Origin of the sequence: Rhizobium mesosinicum, assembly GCF_019511345.1 — a bacterium.
Taxonomy (GTDB): Bacteria; Pseudomonadota; Alphaproteobacteria; order Rhizobiales; family Rhizobiaceae; genus Rhizobium; species Rhizobium mesosinicum.
On the sequence record NZ_JAEUAK010000002.1, the window covers coordinates 505,141 to 521,416 of the forward strand.

Sequence of the window (16,276 nt, forward strand, 5' to 3'; positions counted from 1 at the left end):
GCGTTCGATGCCCGAACCGAAAGCCGAAGATATAAAAGAGCGCAAGCGCCGCGACAATTTGACCGCCTTCCTGAAGGCGGAAGCGGTCACTCTCGGCTTCGATCTCTGCCGTGTGACCCGGCCGGATTCGATCCCTGAGGCAAAAGAGCGGCTCGGCCAATTCATCGATGCCAACAGGCATGGGACGATGGAATGGATGGCGGAAACGCGCGAGCGCCGTAGCGATCCACGCACGCTTTGGAGCGATGTGCGCTCGGTCGCCGTCTTCGGGCTCAATTATGGGCCGGACGAGGATCCGCGCGGCATTCTCGGAGAGAAAGATAAGGCGGCAATCTCCGTCTACGCCCGCAACCGCGACTATCATGAAGTGATCAAGGGCCGACTGAAGGAGATTGCCACGCGCTTCGCGGCCAAGGCTGGCGCGGATGTGAAGGTCTTCGTCGATACTGCCCCGGTCATGGAAAAGCCGCTGGCCGCGGCCGCCGGTCTCGGCTGGCAGGGCAAACACACCAATCTCGTCAGCCGCGAGCACGGTTCCTGGCTTTTCCTTGGATCGATGTTCACGACCGCCGATCTCAATATAGATAGCTCCGAGACCGATCATTGCGGGTCCTGCCGCGCCTGCCTCGATGTCTGCCCAACCGCTGCCTTTCCGGCGCCCTACCAGATCGACGCGCGCCGCTGCATCTCGTATCTGACGATCGAGCATAAGGGGCCAATCGATCCCGAGTTCAGGCCGCTGATCGGCAACCGCATTTACGGCTGCGACGATTGCCTCGCCGCATGCCCCTGGAACAAGTTTGCAAACGAAGCGTCGGAAATGAAGCTGAAGGCGCGTGAGGATTTGAAGGAACCTTCGATCGTGTTCCTTCTGACACTCGACGATCCGACCTTTCGTACCTTCTTCAGCGGTTCGCCAATCAAGCGCATCGGGCGTGACCGCTTCATTCGCAATGCACTGATCGCTGCCGGCAATTCCGGCGAGCGTAGCCTGATCGAGCAATGTCGTGCCCTTGCCGCAGATGCCTCGCCTGTCGTGCGCGGCATGGCGGTTTGGGCGTTGTCGCGGCTGATGGAGGCTGGTGAATTCGCAGCCTTTGCTGCACAAAGGAAAGATGAGTCGGACGAAGGCGTCCTCGAAGAATGGCGACTGGCGGGGATAGGTCGATGCATGTGATGATCTTTGGCTGCGGTTATTCCGGTACGGCGATCGCCAAAGCTTTTGTCGCAAGCGGCAGGCGCATCTCCGGCACGACCCGTTCCGAAGAGAAAGCCGAAGAGTTGCGCAAAGCCGGGATCGAAGCCTTCATCTTCGACGGCGAAACCTTGAGCGACGATCTGCGCGCGGCGATGGCCAATGTCACCCATCTCGTGCAGTCGATCGCTCCACGCGATGCCGATCCGCTGCTTACATTGCTCGGCAAAGACAGCACGACGCTTTTGCCTGACCTGCAATGGATCGGCTATCTCTCCACGGTCGGCGTTTACGGCGACCACAAGGGTTCTTGGGTGACCGAGGAAACGCCTTGCGTACCGGTTTCCGGCCGCTCCAAGGAACGTCTGGACGCTGAAGAGGCCTGGCTTGCGCTCGGGCGTGCTCGCAACGTGCCCGCCGCTGTATTACGTCTTTCCGGCATTTACGGGCCGGGACGTAATGCCTTCGTCAATCTGGACTGCGGCACGGCGCGCCGCATCATCAAGAAGGACCAGGTCTTCAACCGTATCCGCGTGGAGGACATTGGCGCTTCCACCCGATTTCTGTCGGAGCATGCTCTCGGCGGCATTTATAATGTCACCGACGATCGGCCCGGCCCGCCGCAGGATGTCGTCGTCGAGGCCGCCCGCCTGATGGGCATCGCACCGCCGCCTGAGCAGCCTTTCGAGACGGCCGAGATGACGCCGATGGCACGCTCGTTCTATGGGGAGAACAAGCGGGTTTCGAATGCCAAATTGAAGGCTGCGGGCTTCCATTTTGCCTTCCCAAATTATCCGATGTCGCTTGCCCAGCTCTGGCAAAATGACGGGTGGCGGGGCTAACGGCACCCTCCAATCGGGTGAGAGGGCTATAATCCCAAAAGAGTAGAAATTTCCTACTTTCTTATTTTAGCGAACCGATTTCGCTCCGCATTATGGTTAACGGCCTCTAAATTTGCGCAAATGTGGCAGCAAATATGGCGGTGTGAGCAAAAAAATTTTGTGATTTCCAACGGTCGTCAAATGTTTACTGCTTTCCAGAAAAAATCGTTCGGATTTTAGCTGATTTCATTGGGTTTTTTCCACAATTCGTCAAAGCGGTGTCCTGCTACCGCAATGTTATTGGAATCACGAATGTTACAGGATGTAACGTTCCGTGATCGCGCTCGGCACTTTTTCGCCACTTTTCCCCGGATTGAAGCCCCACCGCCTGCGAAGGCGCAAGTTCAATAGTTGAGGGACAATCCGTTTTGAAGAAAATCTGCCGTTCTCTAATCACTACCGCAGCCATTGCAGCCTGCTCTTTCATCCTCCCGGCGGAAGGATTTGCTGCTAACGGATGTGGCGGTGCTTCGTGGTACGCACTTCGCTCCAAAACTGCTTCCGGGGAACGCATGAACCCGGCCATCTATACTGCCGCACATCGCTCTCTCGCGTTCGGCACCAAGGTGAAGGTCACCAACCGCAACAACGGCCGCAGCGTCGTCGTTCGCATCAATGATCGTGGCCCGTTCATCCGCGGTCGCGTGCTCGATCTGTCGCGCGCTGCCGCGCAGAATATCGGCATGGTCTCATCAGGCACTGCGAAGGTCTGCTACCAAGTCATCAGCTGAGGCCACATCCTCCGCGAAGTCCCTGCGCCGGATGCGGCGCTTGCTCTTGCCGTCAATCGCGGGTAACCACGCGGTTGAGACTTGTGAACAATCTGCCCTGCCGATCAGGCTTGCCGAGGCTTTCTCCGCGCGGATCGTTCACCAGCCAAGGCAACAGGAGAAGTTTGAATGCGTTTGGGCGGCCGCCTCGAAGGGGCGATTTCGGTTCTGGCTGATATCGATGCCCGAAAAAGGCCTGTCGCCGATGCGCTGAAGGACTGGGGCCTCGCCCATCGTTTCGCCGGTTCCGGCGACAGGGCGGCGATCGGCAACATCGTCTATGACGCGCTGCGCATGCGACTGTCCCATGCCTATCTGATGGACGACGACAGCGCCGTTGCCATTGCCCATGCCGTCATGTTCCGCCAATGGGGTTTTACGCCGGAAACACTGGCTGCCGAACTTGCCGACGACAAGTTCGCGCCGACGCCGCTTTCCGCCGACGCACTCGCGGCCTTTACGAGCCGCTCTCTTTCCGACGCTGCCCCGCATGTGCAGGGCGATATTCCAGAATGGGTGCTATCCTCCTTCGAACAGGCTTTCGGCGACGAATGGCTCTCCGAGGCTCAGGCGCTTGCCGGACGCCCGACGCTTGATCTGCGCGCCAATATCCTGAAGGCCACCCGCGAAAAGGCTGTCAAGGCGCTGGAACGCGCCGGCGCGAATGAGGCGAAGATCGCGCGCTACGGCATCCGGATTCCCGCCGGCGAAGGTGCCTCACGTCTTCCTAACGTCACGGCCGAGCTTTCGTTTCAGAAAGGCTGGTTCGAAGTTCAGGACGAGGGATCGCAGATCGTTGCTGATCTGGTTTTGCCCGGGGATGGCGAGCAGGTGCTGGATTATTGCGCTGGCGGCGGCGGCAAGACGCTCGCCATGGCGGCAGCCATGCACAACAAGGGCCAGGTCCACGCCTATGATGCCGATCGCAAGCGGCTTGCGCCGATCATCGAGCGGCTGAAGCGCGCCGGAACGCGCAATGTCCAAGTCCATGACGATGTCAGGGGCCTGTCCAGCCTGCGTGGCCGCTGCGACAAGGTGCTGGTCGATGCGCCCTGCACCGGCACGGGTACGTGGCGCCGCCGTCCGGATACGAAATGGCGGCTGACAGCCAAGAACCTAGACAAGCGCACCGCCCAGCAGCAGGATGCGCTGACGCAGGCGAGCAGCTTCGTGCGCCCAGGCGGCGAACTGATCTACGTTACCTGCTCGGTGCTGCCACAGGAGAACGAAGAACAGGTGCGGCGCTTTGCCGCCGAGAATGGCGATTTCAAGATTGACAGCGCGCTGCCCGCCTGGGACAGCCTGTTCGGCAAGGACAGCGCACGCCCACGCTCTTCCGATGGCAAGACGATCACGCTGACGCCGGCGTCGACGGATACGGATGGCTTCTTCTTCTGCCGCCTGAGAAGGGACGGCTGAGAAGCGCTTGCAGCGGAAATTTAAAACCCTGCATCATCCGCGTTCATCACGTGACGCAGTAGGCAGAAGGCGCGATCCGTTTGTGCAGGTGATCCTGAAATCTGCGGCCAGATACTCTTCAAACGACCAGTTAAATACAGGCGTTCATCCTTAAAACCATTCCAAACTAGAGTGTTTGACACCAGTTTGCTTTTGCGCGAAGAGACGATTGCCGGATTCAGACGGAAATCCGTCACAGGAGAGGATTATGAAGCTCAACCGCACATTCCGCGCAGCCGCGCTGGCGATTGCCCCCGCCGCCCTGCTCGCCCTTCCCGCCTATGCGGCGCCCGATGCTGCTGCAATCGTGAAACACTATGCCGAAGTCGCCCATGCCAAGTACGAGGACTCGCTGACGACTGCGAAGGCGCTCGACGCGGCCATCGATATATTCCTGAAGACGCCCAACGATACGACGTTGAAGGCTGCCCGGGATGCCTGGATCAAGGCGCGTGTCCCCTATCAGCAGACGGAAGTCTACCGCTTCGGCAATCCTGTTGTCGACGACTGGGAAGGCAAGGTCAACGCATGGCCGCTCGATGAGGGGCTGATCGACTATGTCGATCCTTCCTATGGCTCGGAAAGCGATGAGAACTCTCTCTATGTCGCCAACGTCATCGCCAACAAGACGATCAAGATCGACGGCAAGGATGTCGACGCATCCAAGCTGACGCCGGAATTCCTGTCCGGTACGCTTGCCGAAGCCGGCGGTATCGAAGCCAATGTCGCGACCGGCTATCACGCCATAGAATTCCTGCTCTGGGGTCAGGATCTGCATGGCACGGGACCGGGTGCCGGCGAGCGCCCAGCAACCGACTATGACCTGAAGAATTGCACGCACGGCAATTGCGACCGCCGCGCCGAATATCTGAAGTCCGCCTCCACGCTGCTCGTTTCCGACCTGCAGGAAATGACCGACAAGTGGGCGCCCGACGGAGAAGCCACCAAGCACGTCGAAGCCGATCCGAAGGCCGGCCTCGTCGCCATCCTGACGGGCATGGGTTCCCTCTCCTACGGTGAACTCGCGGGGGAGCGCATGAAGCTCGGCCTGCTGCTGCACGATCCCGAAGAAGAGCATGACTGCTTCTCCGACAACACTTACAACTCGCACCTGAACGACGCGATCGGCATCGCAGCCGCCTATTCGGGCGAATACACCCGCGTCGACGGCACCAAGATGACTGGCCCGTCGCTGCACGATCTTGTCGCAGCCAAGGATAAGGCGCTTGATGCCGAGATGACCGGCAAGCTCAACAAGACGCTGGATGCCATGCACGCCATGGCCAAGCGCGGCGAGACGGTCGAGAAGTACGACCAGATGATCGGTGAGGGCAACAAGGAAGGCAACGCCATCGTCCAGGCCGCTATCGACGGTCTTATCGACCAGACGAAGTCGGTCCAGCGCGTTATTGCCGCACTTGACCTCGGCACCGTCGAGCTTGAAGGTTCCGACAGCCTGGATAATCCTAACGCTGTCTTCAAATAAACAAAAAGGCGGGCCGCTCCGAACCCGGAGCGGCCCGAACCCTTGAATGTCGCATAACCCGGCCAGACGTCTTTTTGTCAGCGCAGCTTTCTGCGCTCTGCTCGCCGGACTTCCCGTTGCGATCGCCGGTACCTTTGATCTTCCGACTGGACGTACCGATCTTTCCGATGCGGATTTGAAGCGCGTCGCCGATGTCACGCGGCCGACCAGTGACTTCAGCAAGGCCGAAGCTTACGAGGCCATGCAGGCCGGTGCTGCGACCTCCATCGATCCGGTTACCGAAGACAGTTTCTCGCATATCTCGGCCAATATCCCTTTCGAGGAAGAGCAGAATTTCCGGCTCGGCAACGCGCTCTTCCGCAAGCTCTGGGTTTCCGCACCCTCCTCGACGCAGGCATCCGATGGGCTTGGTCCGCTCTTCAACGCCCGCTCCTGCATGAGTTGTCACGCCAATGACGGCCGCGGCAAACCGCCCGAGGGCGGTCCGAGCGCTACCTCGATGGTCCTGCGCGTGGCCCGTGCGGCAAAGACATCAAAGGAAGAAAGAGCGATCGCCGACGCCGATGTCGTCAATTTCCCCGATCCGGTCTACGGCCGCCAGCTTCAGGATCTCGCCGTTCCAGGACTTGCCGCCGAGGGCAAGGTCGCGGTCACCTACACCGAAGAGACGATCACGCTTGCCGGCGGCGAGACGGTGAACCTGCGCAAGCCTGTCTATTCAGTCAAAGACCTCGCCTACGGCCCGCTTGACCCGGCGACAACGATCTCGGCGCGGGTCGCCCCGCCGATGATCGGCCTCGGGCTGATCGCAGCAATTCCCGAGGCAGATATTCTGGCCCATGCCGATCCAGACGATCTCGATCATGATGGCATCTCCGGTAAGGCCGCGATCGTGCGCGATCATCGTACCGGCCAGATCGCGCTCGGCCGTTTCGGCTGGAAGGCGCAAAATGCCACAGTGCGCGATCAGAGTGCGGACGCCTTCTCCGCCGATATCGGCATCTCGACGCCGGCTGCGCCGAACGCTGATGGCGACTGCACCGCGGCTGAGACAAAGTGCCTCGTCATGCCTGACGGCGTGCAGAAACGCCTCGGCAGCGAGGAGGCGCCGGGCCCCGTGCTCGATCTCGTTACCTTCTATTCCGAGAACCTCGCCGTGCCGGCGCGCCGCAAGGCGAGTTTTGCCGGGACCCTGCGCGGCAAGCAGCTTTTCTACGAATCCGGCTGCATTTCCTGCCACGTGCCGAAGTTCGTTACACGCCGGGATAGCACTGAGACGGCCCAATCGTTCCAGCTCATCTGGCCTTACTCCGATTTCCTGCTGCACGATATGGGCGATGGCCTGGCCGACGGACAGCAAGTAGGACTTGCCAGCGGACGTGAATGGCGCACGCCGCCGCTATGGGGTATAGGACTGACCCGGACTGTCAGCGGACACAGCTTCTTCCTGCATGACGGCCGCGCCAGAAATCTCACCGAAGCAATTCTCTGGCACGGCGGCGAAGCTGAAAAAGCCCGTAACGCATTCTCCTCGCTGTCAAAAGACGATAGAGAGGCCCTGATTATATTCCTGGAGTCATTCTGATGCGCCCCTGGCACACCCTCCTTCGGCTCGCTCTGACCGGCCTTGCCACGTCGGCCGCCGCCCAGAGCGCCGCACCGCCCGCATCGGGTCTCAACCAGGATGCTGCGCCTTCCGTCATGCAGCGCGCTGTCGATGAGGTTATCCGACCCGGCTATCGCAACATGCAGCAGTCATCCGCGCGCCTGACGACCGCCATGAACGATCTCTGCGCCTCCGGTACTCAGCAGACGCTCGACCGCGCTAAATCCGCTTTCGACGATACGATCCGCTACTGGTCGACGATCGAGATCGTGCAGACCGGCCCTGTCATCCAGGACAATCTCTTCGAACACATCCTTTTCTATCCCGACAGAAAGGGTGTCGGTCTCAAGCAGGTTCAGGCGCTGATCGCCAAGGCCGATCCGAAGGACACGACCGTCGATGCAATCGCCGGCAAGAGCGTGGCTCTGCAGGGCCTGACCGCACTGGAATATGTCCTCTACGGCAACGGCTCGGACGACCTCATCAAGCAGAAGGGCGGCTTTCGCTGCCTCTATGGCCAGGCGGTCGCCGGCAATATCCAGCGCGAGGCTGGCGAAGTGGTCGCCGCCTGGGAAAAGCCTGACGGGGTACAAGCGAGCTGGAAGCATCCTGGCCCGCAGAGCGACGATTTCATGGACAACAAGGAGGCCATAACCGCCCTCCTCGGCATCCTCGTCCATGGTGCGGAAAACGTTCGCGATCAGCGGCTGGAGCAGCTTTACAAGGGCAGGGATACGCCCGCCCGCCCGCGCATGGCGATCTACTGGCGTTCGAAAAATACATGGAAGTCGATGGCGGCCAATCTCGAGGGCGTCCGTACGCTCTGGCAGAAGGCCGGCATGGCCGAACTGCTGCCGCCGGAGAAGAAGGCTGTTGCCGATTCGATCGACGCCAAGCTGAAGACGATCATCGACAGCATCTCGAAGCTGAACCCGGATATCGAAGTCGCGGTCAGCGATGCGGAGAAGGCCAAGCTCGATACACTGCTGACCGAAAGCCGCGATCTCATCACTACGATCAGCGATCAATATGGAGCGGCAATCGGTCTTTCGGCCGGCTTCTCCTTCTCGGACGGAGACTGACCGATGTGGCGCGGCGCCGCCATCGACCGCCGTGGCTTCATCAAGGCCGCTGGTATCGGCTTTCTGGCCGCGCTGAAACCTGAAGCGCTACTGGCTCTCACGCGCGCCGACGCTGTTTACGCATCCGGTATCCGCGCTGCCAACGGCTCCTTTGCGGTGGCGACGGTCACCGAACGAGGAGAGATTGTCGATCAGGTGGCGCTGCCCGCCCGCGCCCATGGCATGGCCCATAGCGTCGCCACCGGTCACATCGTCGCCTTCGCCCGCCGGCCGGGTACCTTCGCGATGATCTTCGACCCCTGGAACAAGGGTGAGCCCGTCGTCATCACTTCACCGGAGGGCCGGCATTTCTACGGCCACGGTGCCTTTTCGCCGGACGGGCGGCTGCTCTATGCCAGTGAGAACGACTTCGACAATAACAGGGGCATGATCGGCCTCTATGATGCGACGAACCGCTTTGTCCGTATCGGCGAATATGAGACCTATGGCGTCGGCCCGCATGACATGGCGGTTTCCGATGACGGCCGCATGCTCGTCGTCGCCAATGGCGGCATCGAGACACATCCGGATTTCGGCCGCACCAAGCTCAATCTCGGCAATATGCAGCCGTCGCTGGTGCTCATCGATGCGGCGACCGGCGCACTGATCGAAAAACATATCATGCCGCAGCAATGGTCGTCAGTTTCCACGCGCCATGTCGATGTCGATGCCGGTGGCCGTATCTGGTTTGCCTGCCAATATGAGGGCCATCGGAAGGACCTGCCACCGCTCGTCGGCCATTTCGGCAAGGGCGAGGATCTTGTTTTCATCGACTTGCCCGAGGAGACGACCCGGCGACTTGCCAATTATGTCGGGGCGATCGCAGTCAACCGAAAGGAAGGCCTGGTCGGCGTCACCTCGCCGATCGGCGGCGCGTCCGTCACCATCGATGCGAAAACGGGTAAGGTGCTGCGTGAGGACAGCGTTCACGATGCCGCGGGCATTGCGCCTGCTCCCGGCGGCTTTGCCGTTTCCTCCTATGACGGCGATTTCCTGTCGGCTCATAGCGATGTCGCCTGGGATCAGCATATCGTCCGCATCACTCAGCCGGCGCAGATGCGGTAGTCTTTCCATTCCTTTTGGAAGGCTTCGGCGGCTGCCCGCGCCGCCATTGTTTAGTCCCTGAGATAGTTGTGAGCGTTCGTCGAACTGCCAGGTAATCTGTACGGGATCGAGCACCAGGGCCTTGCGTTCGGAGAGGTCGTTGATGACAGCGAAATCACCCCGGAAATGCGGCCTCTTGTGATAGCGGCCACGACGGCATTGTCCGTGTAGAGCCCATCCAGGATGATGATGTCAGCATTGGCCTGATCCTGCCAGATATTCTAGCGCATATTACCGCTTCTACCCTGCTGGAGTTGATCATGCCGGCGAGAAGCGCCTGCACTTCATCGGCCCTGCCCGGCCGGACCCGCAGGCAACACAGCCCGGTGCTGCGTGATCGAAAACTCGTATCGAAAAGACAAAACCATCGTGAGCCGGTTTGAAACCTTGTCGAATCCGACCGGCCATGCCACTTTCGCGATCGCAAGAGGGACCATGATGAACGACACCGACAGGGGCGATTTCCGCGAGCGGATCCGCCAGAGTTTTTCCCGCCAGGCGGCCATGCACACCATCGGCGCGGAGTTGACGCGTGTCGAACACGGCGTGGTGGAAATCGAGCTTCCTTTCGACGTCAAACTGACACAGCAGCACGGCATTTTGCACGCGGGCATCATTTCCGCAGCGCTCGATTCGGCCTGCGGTTTTGCCGCCTACAGCGTTATCGATGCCGAAGCCTCGATCCTCACGATCGAGTTCAAGGTCAACCTCATGTCGCCGGGGCGTGGGGAACGCTTCCTCTTCAGAGGCGAGATCACAAAGCCCGGCTCCAACATCATCGTCGCCGATGGGCGAGGTTATGCGATCAGCGACGGGCCTGCCAAGCTCATCGCGTCCATGACCGGGACGATGATGGTCATTCGCGGAAGAGAGGGAATTACGGGATGAAATTCGAACTGAAGTCGGTCGCAGGCAAGTCCATCCTGTTCGTCATGGCCGCGGAGGCCGAGTACGGCCCGTTCCTGCGCTCGCGGATCGAACCGCTGATGACAGGCGTCGGCCCGGTCGAGGCGGCAATCGCGATCTCCAAGTCGCTCTCCCGTCTCGATGCTTCCGACGATCTGCCCGATCTCGTGGTTTCGCTCGGCTCGGCCGGTTCGGCGCGCCTGCAGCAGACCGAAGTCTATCAGGTCACCTCCGTTTCCTATCGTGACATGGATGCCTCGCCGCTCGGCTTCGAAAAGGGCAAGACTCCCTTTCTCGATCTGCCTGCCGATCTCGACCTGCCGCTGCGCATTCCCGGCATTCCCGAAGCCAGCCTTTCGACCGGCGGCAACGTCGTTTCCGGTGCCGCCTATGCCAATATTGCAGCCGACATGGTCGACATGGAGACCTATGCGGTGCTGCGCGCCTGCCAGGGCTACAAACTGCCGCTGATCGGCCTTCGCGGCATTTCAGATGGCGCAGTCGAGCTGCAGCATATTTCGGGCTGGACGGAATATCTGCACATTGTCGACCGCAAGCTTTCCTATGCCGTCGATAGTCTGTTTACTGCTCTGGAAGATGGTGTTTTCTGGTTCTAAAGCATGTCGCGCAAAAGTGTGCAGCGGTTTTGCGATAACGACATGCGAAGATAAAAGCTTGAACCGTGGCAGCGAATATGAAAGATCGCGACACGCTGCAAGCGCTGAAAACAGGGACAATCGGGACAATAAAACCCTGATACGGCCGAATTCCCGGATTGCAAGCAGAGGCGCTTTTCATTAAAGGCTCGCCATGACCCAGACAGCACATCCCGACAGCGTTCTCATCGTCGATTTCGGCAGCCAGGTGACCCAGCTCATCGCACGACGCGTGCGTGAAGCCGGCGTCTATTGCGAGATCGTTCCCTTCCAGTCCGCCGAAGAAGGCTTCAAGCGCCTTCAGCCGAAAGCGGTAATCCTGTCCGGCAGCCCGGCCTCGACGGTCGATGAAGGATCGCCCCGGGCGCCTCAGATCATCTTCGACAGCGGGCTTCCGGTGTTCGGCATCTGCTACGGACAGCAGACGATGTGCATGCAGCTCGGCGGTATGGTGGAAAGCGGTCATCACCGCGAATTCGGCCGCGCCTTCCTGGAAGTCGACGAGGAATGCGCTCTCTTCGAAGGTCTTTGGTCCAAGGGTTCGCGTCATCAGGTCTGGATGAGCCACGGCGACCGCGTGACGAAACTGCCCCAAGGTTTCGAGGTCGTCGCTACTTCGTCCAACGCGCCTTACGCCTTTATCGCCGACGAGAAGCGCAAATATTACGGCGTGCAGTTCCATCCTGAGGTCGTGCACACACCTGATGGCGCCAAGCTGATCGCGAACTTCATCCACAACATCGCTGGCATCCAAGGCGACTGGACCATGTCCGCCTACCGCCAAAAGGCTGTCGAAGATATCCGCCGCCAAGTCGGCGACAAGCGCGTCATCTGCGCGCTTTCCGGTGGAGTGGATTCGTCGGTCGCGGCCCTTCTCATCCACGAAGCAGTCGGCGACCAGCTGACCTGCATCCTCGTCGACCACGGCCTGATGCGCAAGGACGAGGCCGCAGGCGTCGTTGCCATGTTCCGCGAGCACTACAATCTGCACCTGATCCATGTCGACGCCTCCGATCGCTTCATCGGCGAGCTCGAAGGCGTTTCCGACCCGGAAACGAAGCGCAAGATCATCGGCCGCCTGTTCATCGAGACTTTCGAGGACGAGGCCAAGAAGCTTGGCGGCGCGGATTTCCTCGGCCAGGGCACGCTTTATCCCGATGTGATCGAGTCCGTTTCCTTCACCGGCGGCCCTTCCGTCACCATCAAGTCGCACCACAATGTCGGCGGCCTGCCGGAGCGAATGAAGATGCAGCTCGTCGAGCCGCTTCGCGAACTCTTCAAGGACGAGGTTCGCGTGCTCGGCAAGGAACTTGGCCTGCCGGACAGCTTTATCGGCCGTCATCCCTTCCCGGGTCCAGGCCTCGCCATCCGCTGCCCCGGCGGCATCACCCGCGAGAAGCTCGATATCCTGCGCGAAGCCGATGCGATCTATCTCGACGAGATCCGCAAGGCCGGCCTCTATGACGCGATCTGGCAGGCTTTCGCCGTGCTGCTGCCCGTCCAGACTGTCGGCGTCATGGGCGACGGCCGCACTTATGAATTTGTCTGCGCGCTACGCGCCGTCACCTCGGTTGATGGCATGACGGCGGATTTCTATCACTACGACATGGAATTCCTCGGCCGGGCCGCGACCCGCATCATCAACGAAGTCCGTGGTATCAACCGCGTGGTTTATGATGTGACCAGCAAGCCGCCGGGCACGATCGAGTGGGAGTAACGGGGCAAGTTTGGGTCACTGAGGGAAACAGTAGCGAACATTGATGGCTTGGAACATTCGATAGGCACCAATCGATGTCGGTAAGCCCGAAGAAATGGCCGGACTCGCATCTCGCACGCGACGAGGCGGTGTACAGGAGCGGCGAGAGACTGAGGGGCTTGCTCGGGAAGCGCGGGTGGGGGCGGCCGCATCCGCTCGCCCGAGCGAGTGTTCAGACGTCGACGAGCCCGACTTCGATCATGCTGCGCGCGGCGGCCTCGATGGCATCGGCGGGCGGGCGGGGATTCCAGCCGAGCATGCGTTTCGCTTTTTCGCCGCTGGCAGACAAATCGACGCCGAGCAGCGGCAACAGCCCCTTCACCCTGGGATCGACCAAAGCCTTGGCTTTAAGGGCGATGTCGGAAACCTGCATCGTCGATATTTTGCGGGCCTGTTTGCCGAGGCGTTCTTTGAGGATTTTGGCCACATCGGCGAGCCACAGAGCCTCACCGGAGGTCGCGAGAAAGCGCTCACCCGCCGCGGCCGGATTGGTCATTGCCCGCATGTGAAGGTCGGCCACATCGCGCACGTCCACGAAACAGGACTGGATCCGAGGTTGGCCGGGCTGGCCCTCGAGCATGCCCTTCAGCATCATCAGCGAATGCGACGTATCCGGCCCCAGCGCCGGGCCCATCACGGCGGTCGGATTGATCGTGGCCAGTTCCATCCCGCCGCCCTGTTGGGCGATGAAATCCCACGCCGCGCGCTCCGCTAGCGTCTTGGATTTCTGATAGGGAGCGATGTTGCCGTTCAGATCGCTCCAGTCTTCTTCGGTAAAGGGGCGTCCCGGGCTGGCCTTGCCCGCGCCGATGGCACCAAAGGCGGAGGTGAGCACCACCCGTTTTACTCCGGCGGCACGGGCGGCGCGGAGCAATCGCAAATTGCCGTCCACTGCCGGTCGGATCCATTCCTCTTCGCTGGCATAATCGCCTGAGGGCGTCGAGGACGCGCTATGGATCGCATAGGTGCAGCCTTGCGTGGCTTCCGCCCATCCCTCGTCCTTGAGCAGATCGGTCTCGACGAAGCTCAGTCGATCTCCCGGCTCGGCACCGCCTTTGGCGAGATACGCGCGAACCTGGTCCGAACGATCAAGCGAGCGGATGGCGGTGCGCACCTGGAAGCCCGCGGCGAGCGCGGCGATGATATTATGCTGGGCGATGAAGCCGGTCGCACCGGTGATGAGGATGGTGTCGTCTGCCATGGCTGCTCCGAAAGCGAGTTGGTGTCGTCTTTCAGATAAGGCTCGAATCTGGATCGAGAATGCTTGAACGTCCGGTATTTATACGCGATAATCCGAAAATGCCCTCCGACGCGCTTTCCGAGATACTCAGCCTGACCACCGTGGAGTCGATGGTGACCGGGGGCTTCGAGGCGGGAGGCCCCTGGGCGCTTCGGTTTCCGGCGCCAAAGTCGATCAAGTTCTTCGCGCTGACCAAGGGCTTTTGCTGGGCGCAGATCGACGGCGAGGCACCGGTGCGCTTCAAACAAGGCGATGTGGGCCTTCTGACGGCGCGGCGTCCTTACACCTTGTCGAGCGACCCATCAGTGACGCCGGTCGACGCAATGGCGCTGTTTTCCGGGCGTGGCCGCTCGTTCGTCATCTTAGGCGACGGAACGAACTGCCACTATGTGGGCGGGCATGTCCTGCTCGATCCGACGAGTGGACCGCTGCTGTCGGAAGCGCTGCCACCATGGCTGCGGGTCGACGGAGCGACCGAGCAGGCGGCACGCTTTCGCTGGTTGCTCGGCGAACTGGTGAACGAGCGCAAGCAACGCCTGCCGGGCAGCGCCCTGGTCGCGTCGCAGCTCGCGCAGTTGCTGTTCGTGCAGATCCTGCGGGCGCAGATGGACAGCGACGGGCGCATTCCGCCCGGATGGTTGCGCGCGCTGGGCGATCCGCGCCTCGTGCCGGCCGTGCAGCTGATGCATGACGAACCGGCACGCGCATGGCATCTCGACGAGCTGGCACGCGCCTGTGCGATGTCGCGCTCGACCTTCGCGGCGCGCTTCACCGCGACGGCCGGCATCGCGCCGCTCGGCTATCTGGCGCGCTGGCGCATCCATCTGGCTTGCAAGGCGTTGCGGGACCAGAGGCTTCCCGTGGCGTCGGTGGCCGCTTTGGCCGGCTATTCCTCGCAAGGGGCCTTCAGCAATGCCTTCAAGCGAATGACCGGCGTTTCCCCTTCGCTATGGCGCGAACGACAGGCGTGCGCCGACGCCGCCTAAAAGCCAGATGCCCCCGGGGAATACTGCCCGGAGGCAAGGCTCAGGATGTCACCACGACCATCTCCAGATTGCCCGCCCCGGCCGCTTCCGTCACGGCCGAATCGAGGTCATCCAGCGCAAAGACCTGCGGGGCAATCGGGTCGAGCGAAAGGCGGCCCGAGCGCACCAGGGCGACAAGACGCAGGTGCGCATCGGACGGATGCATGAAGTTGCCGAGCACTTCGAGATCGTTGAACATCATCTGGAAGTAGTCGAGCGGAAGCGGCGCACGCGCGCTCCCCATCATCACGAGCCGGCCACCCCGGTAAAGGGTACCCAGCGCCGAGCTGGTCGACTTCGCATCGGCGGCCCCCCCGATCATGTCGAGCGCGAGATGGGCGCCCCCGCCGGCGGCGTCGCGCAGCCGCGCGGTATCGTCTGCCACATCGCCGATAAGCGCCACCGGCACGACCAGCGGCCCGGCCGTATCAGCGAGCCGCTGCAATACATCGCCGTTGCGCCCCGCCGCTACGATCCGTGCCGCGCCCATTGCAATCGCAACCAGCACCGCCGCTGTTCCATAGGCGCCGGTTGCGCCGTTGACGATCACCGTCTCCCCGGCGGCGAGGCGACCGCGTAGAAGTCCACCATAGGGCACGACCAGCCGGGTCAGCACCGCAAGCCGAACCGAATCGAGATGCTCCAGCCCGTCGAGCGGCGTTGCGAGTTGCGCGGGGACGAGCACATACTCGGCAAGCGTTCCGTCTTGCCACGATGCTTGCAGCGCGTCGCCAATTCCGCCCGGAGAGGTGATGCCGAGCAAGATCTGGCCCGGCTCCTGAACATTTTCGTGCGCGACGAGATGCGAGGAGACAATGACCCGCTGCCCCGGTCGAAGATGCCAGACATCATCGCCGACAGCTTCGATGACGCCTATGCCGTTGCCGCCGGGCGTAAAATTTTTCGGTGCACGATAGGCCGGCAGCGCGCCTTTCAGATAGGGCCCCAAATAGGACATCAACGACTGGGCTTCGATGCGGACGAGCACGCTGCCGGCGCGCGCTGCGGGCACAGCGCGCTCGACAAGGCTAAGCGAGCCGCCGAGGCGATCGATATTCCAGGCTTTCATGAG

Annotated in this window: 14 protein-coding genes; 12 read left to right on the top strand and 2 right to left on the bottom strand. The window is 61.3% G+C overall.

The genetic code is table 11. The features are described from left to right. The first annotated feature begins 7 nt into the window (after positions 1–7). The 11 genes from queG (at position 8) to guaA (ending at position 12,900) form a co-directional block, all read left to right on the top strand. On the top strand, positions 8–1,177 hold the full coding sequence (gene queG / locus JNB85_RS06440; RefSeq protein ID WP_220333526.1) for a tRNA epoxyqueuosine(34) reductase QueG: 1,170 nt from the start codon (positions 8–10) through the stop codon (positions 1,175–1,177). Then, complete coding sequence (locus JNB85_RS06445) at positions 1,168–2,037, top strand: SDR family oxidoreductase (protein ID WP_220333527.1); 870 nt, start codon at positions 1,168–1,170, stop codon at positions 2,035–2,037. The genes queG and JNB85_RS06445 overlap by 10 nt, the downstream gene beginning before the upstream one ends. A gap of 407 nt (positions 2,038–2,444) precedes the next feature. Then, positions 2,445–2,807 (top strand): septal ring lytic transglycosylase RlpA family protein, encoded by a 363-nt coding sequence (locus JNB85_RS06450; protein WP_192728438.1) that lies wholly within the window; start codon positions 2,445–2,447, stop codon positions 2,805–2,807. Between the two features lie 168 nt (positions 2,808–2,975). After that, complete coding sequence (locus JNB85_RS06455; protein WP_220333528.1) at positions 2,976–4,265, top strand: RsmB/NOP family class I SAM-dependent RNA methyltransferase; 1,290 nt, start codon at positions 2,976–2,978, stop codon at positions 4,263–4,265. Positions 4,266–4,512: 247 nt separating this feature from the next. Continuing rightward, positions 4,513–5,790, top strand: coding sequence for an imelysin family protein (locus JNB85_RS06460; RefSeq protein ID WP_220333529.1), 1,278 nt, complete (start codon positions 4,513–4,515; stop codon positions 5,788–5,790). Positions 5,791–5,836: 46 nt separating this feature from the next. Continuing rightward, positions 5,837–7,375 (top strand): di-heme oxidoreductase family protein, encoded by a 1,539-nt coding sequence (locus tag JNB85_RS06465; RefSeq protein ID WP_220333530.1) that lies wholly within the window; start codon positions 5,837–5,839, stop codon positions 7,373–7,375. Continuing rightward, complete coding sequence (locus JNB85_RS06470) at positions 7,375–8,478, top strand: imelysin family protein (protein WP_220333531.1); 1,104 nt, start codon at positions 7,375–7,377, stop codon at positions 8,476–8,478. Before JNB85_RS06465 ends, JNB85_RS06470 begins: the two co-directional genes overlap by 1 nt. A gap of 3 nt (positions 8,479–8,481) precedes the next feature. Next, on the top strand, positions 8,482–9,582 hold the full coding sequence (locus JNB85_RS06475) for a DUF1513 domain-containing protein (RefSeq protein ID WP_220333532.1): 1,101 nt from the start codon (positions 8,482–8,484) through the stop codon (positions 9,580–9,582). 477 nt (positions 9,583–10,059) lie between these two features. Further along, on the top strand, positions 10,060–10,509 hold the full coding sequence (locus tag JNB85_RS06480) for a PaaI family thioesterase (protein ID WP_220333735.1): 450 nt from the start codon (positions 10,060–10,062) through the stop codon (positions 10,507–10,509). Further along, the gene (locus JNB85_RS06485; RefSeq protein ID WP_220333533.1) at positions 10,506–11,144 is read left to right on the top strand and encodes a 5'-methylthioadenosine/S-adenosylhomocysteine nucleosidase; all 639 of its coding nucleotides are present in this window, start codon (positions 10,506–10,508) and stop codon (positions 11,142–11,144) included. Before JNB85_RS06480 ends, JNB85_RS06485 begins: the two co-directional genes overlap by 4 nt. Positions 11,145–11,337: 193 nt before the next feature. Continuing rightward, positions 11,338–12,900: a glutamine-hydrolyzing GMP synthase gene (gene guaA / locus JNB85_RS06490; protein WP_220333534.1), complete on the top strand. Its 1,563-nt coding sequence runs from the start codon at positions 11,338–11,340 to the stop codon at positions 12,898–12,900. Between the two features lie 211 nt (positions 12,901–13,111). Here the strand turns inward: guaA and JNB85_RS06495 are convergent, their stop codons facing one another. Beyond that, the gene (locus JNB85_RS06495; RefSeq protein WP_220333535.1) at positions 13,112–14,140 is read right to left on the bottom strand and encodes an NAD-dependent epimerase/dehydratase family protein; all 1,029 of its coding nucleotides are present in this window, start codon (positions 14,138–14,140) and stop codon (positions 13,112–13,114) included. Between the two features lie 59 nt (positions 14,141–14,199). Here JNB85_RS06495 and JNB85_RS06500 point away from each other — a divergent pair, with 59 nt between their 5' ends. After that, positions 14,200–15,165: an AraC family transcriptional regulator gene (locus JNB85_RS06500; RefSeq protein ID WP_223216434.1), complete on the top strand. Its 966-nt coding sequence runs from the start codon at positions 14,200–14,202 to the stop codon at positions 15,163–15,165. A gap of 40 nt (positions 15,166–15,205) precedes the next feature. Here JNB85_RS06500 and JNB85_RS06505 read toward each other — a convergent pair whose 3' ends face one another. Next, a complete protein-coding gene (locus tag JNB85_RS06505; RefSeq protein ID WP_220333536.1) occupies positions 15,206–16,273 on the bottom strand; it encodes a quinone oxidoreductase family protein in 1,068 nt (355 codons plus the stop codon). Positions 16,274–16,276: the final 3 nt, after the last annotated feature.

Excerpts from the sequence above, each read along its gene's own strand:
- queG (WP_220333526.1), top strand. The coding sequence starts at position 8 with ATGCCCGAACCGAAAGCCGAAGATATAAAAGAGCGCAAGCGCCGCGAC.
- JNB85_RS06445 (WP_220333527.1), top strand. The coding sequence starts at position 1,168 with ATGCATGTGATGATCTTTGGCTGCGGTTATTCCGGTACGGCGATCGCC.
- JNB85_RS06455 (WP_220333528.1), top strand. The coding sequence starts at position 2,976 with ATGCGTTTGGGCGGCCGCCTCGAAGGGGCGATTTCGGTTCTGGCTGAT.
- JNB85_RS06460 (WP_220333529.1), top strand. The coding sequence starts at position 4,513 with ATGAAGCTCAACCGCACATTCCGCGCAGCCGCGCTGGCGATTGCCCCC.
- JNB85_RS06465 (WP_220333530.1), top strand. The coding sequence starts at position 5,837 with ATGTCGCATAACCCGGCCAGACGTCTTTTTGTCAGCGCAGCTTTCTGC.
- JNB85_RS06470 (WP_220333531.1), top strand. The coding sequence starts at position 7,375 with ATGCGCCCCTGGCACACCCTCCTTCGGCTCGCTCTGACCGGCCTTGCC.
- JNB85_RS06475 (WP_220333532.1), top strand. The coding sequence starts at position 8,482 with ATGTGGCGCGGCGCCGCCATCGACCGCCGTGGCTTCATCAAGGCCGCT.
- JNB85_RS06480 (WP_220333735.1), top strand. The coding sequence starts at position 10,060 with ATGAACGACACCGACAGGGGCGATTTCCGCGAGCGGATCCGCCAGAGT.
- JNB85_RS06485 (WP_220333533.1), top strand. The coding sequence starts at position 10,506 with ATGAAATTCGAACTGAAGTCGGTCGCAGGCAAGTCCATCCTGTTCGTC.
- guaA (WP_220333534.1), top strand. The coding sequence starts at position 11,338 with ATGACCCAGACAGCACATCCCGACAGCGTTCTCATCGTCGATTTCGGC.
- JNB85_RS06495 (WP_220333535.1), bottom strand. The coding sequence starts at position 14,140 with ATGGCAGACGACACCATCCTCATCACCGGTGCGACCGGCTTCATCGCC.
- JNB85_RS06500 (WP_223216434.1), top strand. The coding sequence starts at position 14,200 with ATGCTTGAACGTCCGGTATTTATACGCGATAATCCGAAAATGCCCTCC.
- JNB85_RS06505 (WP_220333536.1), bottom strand. The coding sequence starts at position 16,273 with ATGAAAGCCTGGAATATCGATCGCCTCGGCGGCTCGCTTAGCCTTGTC.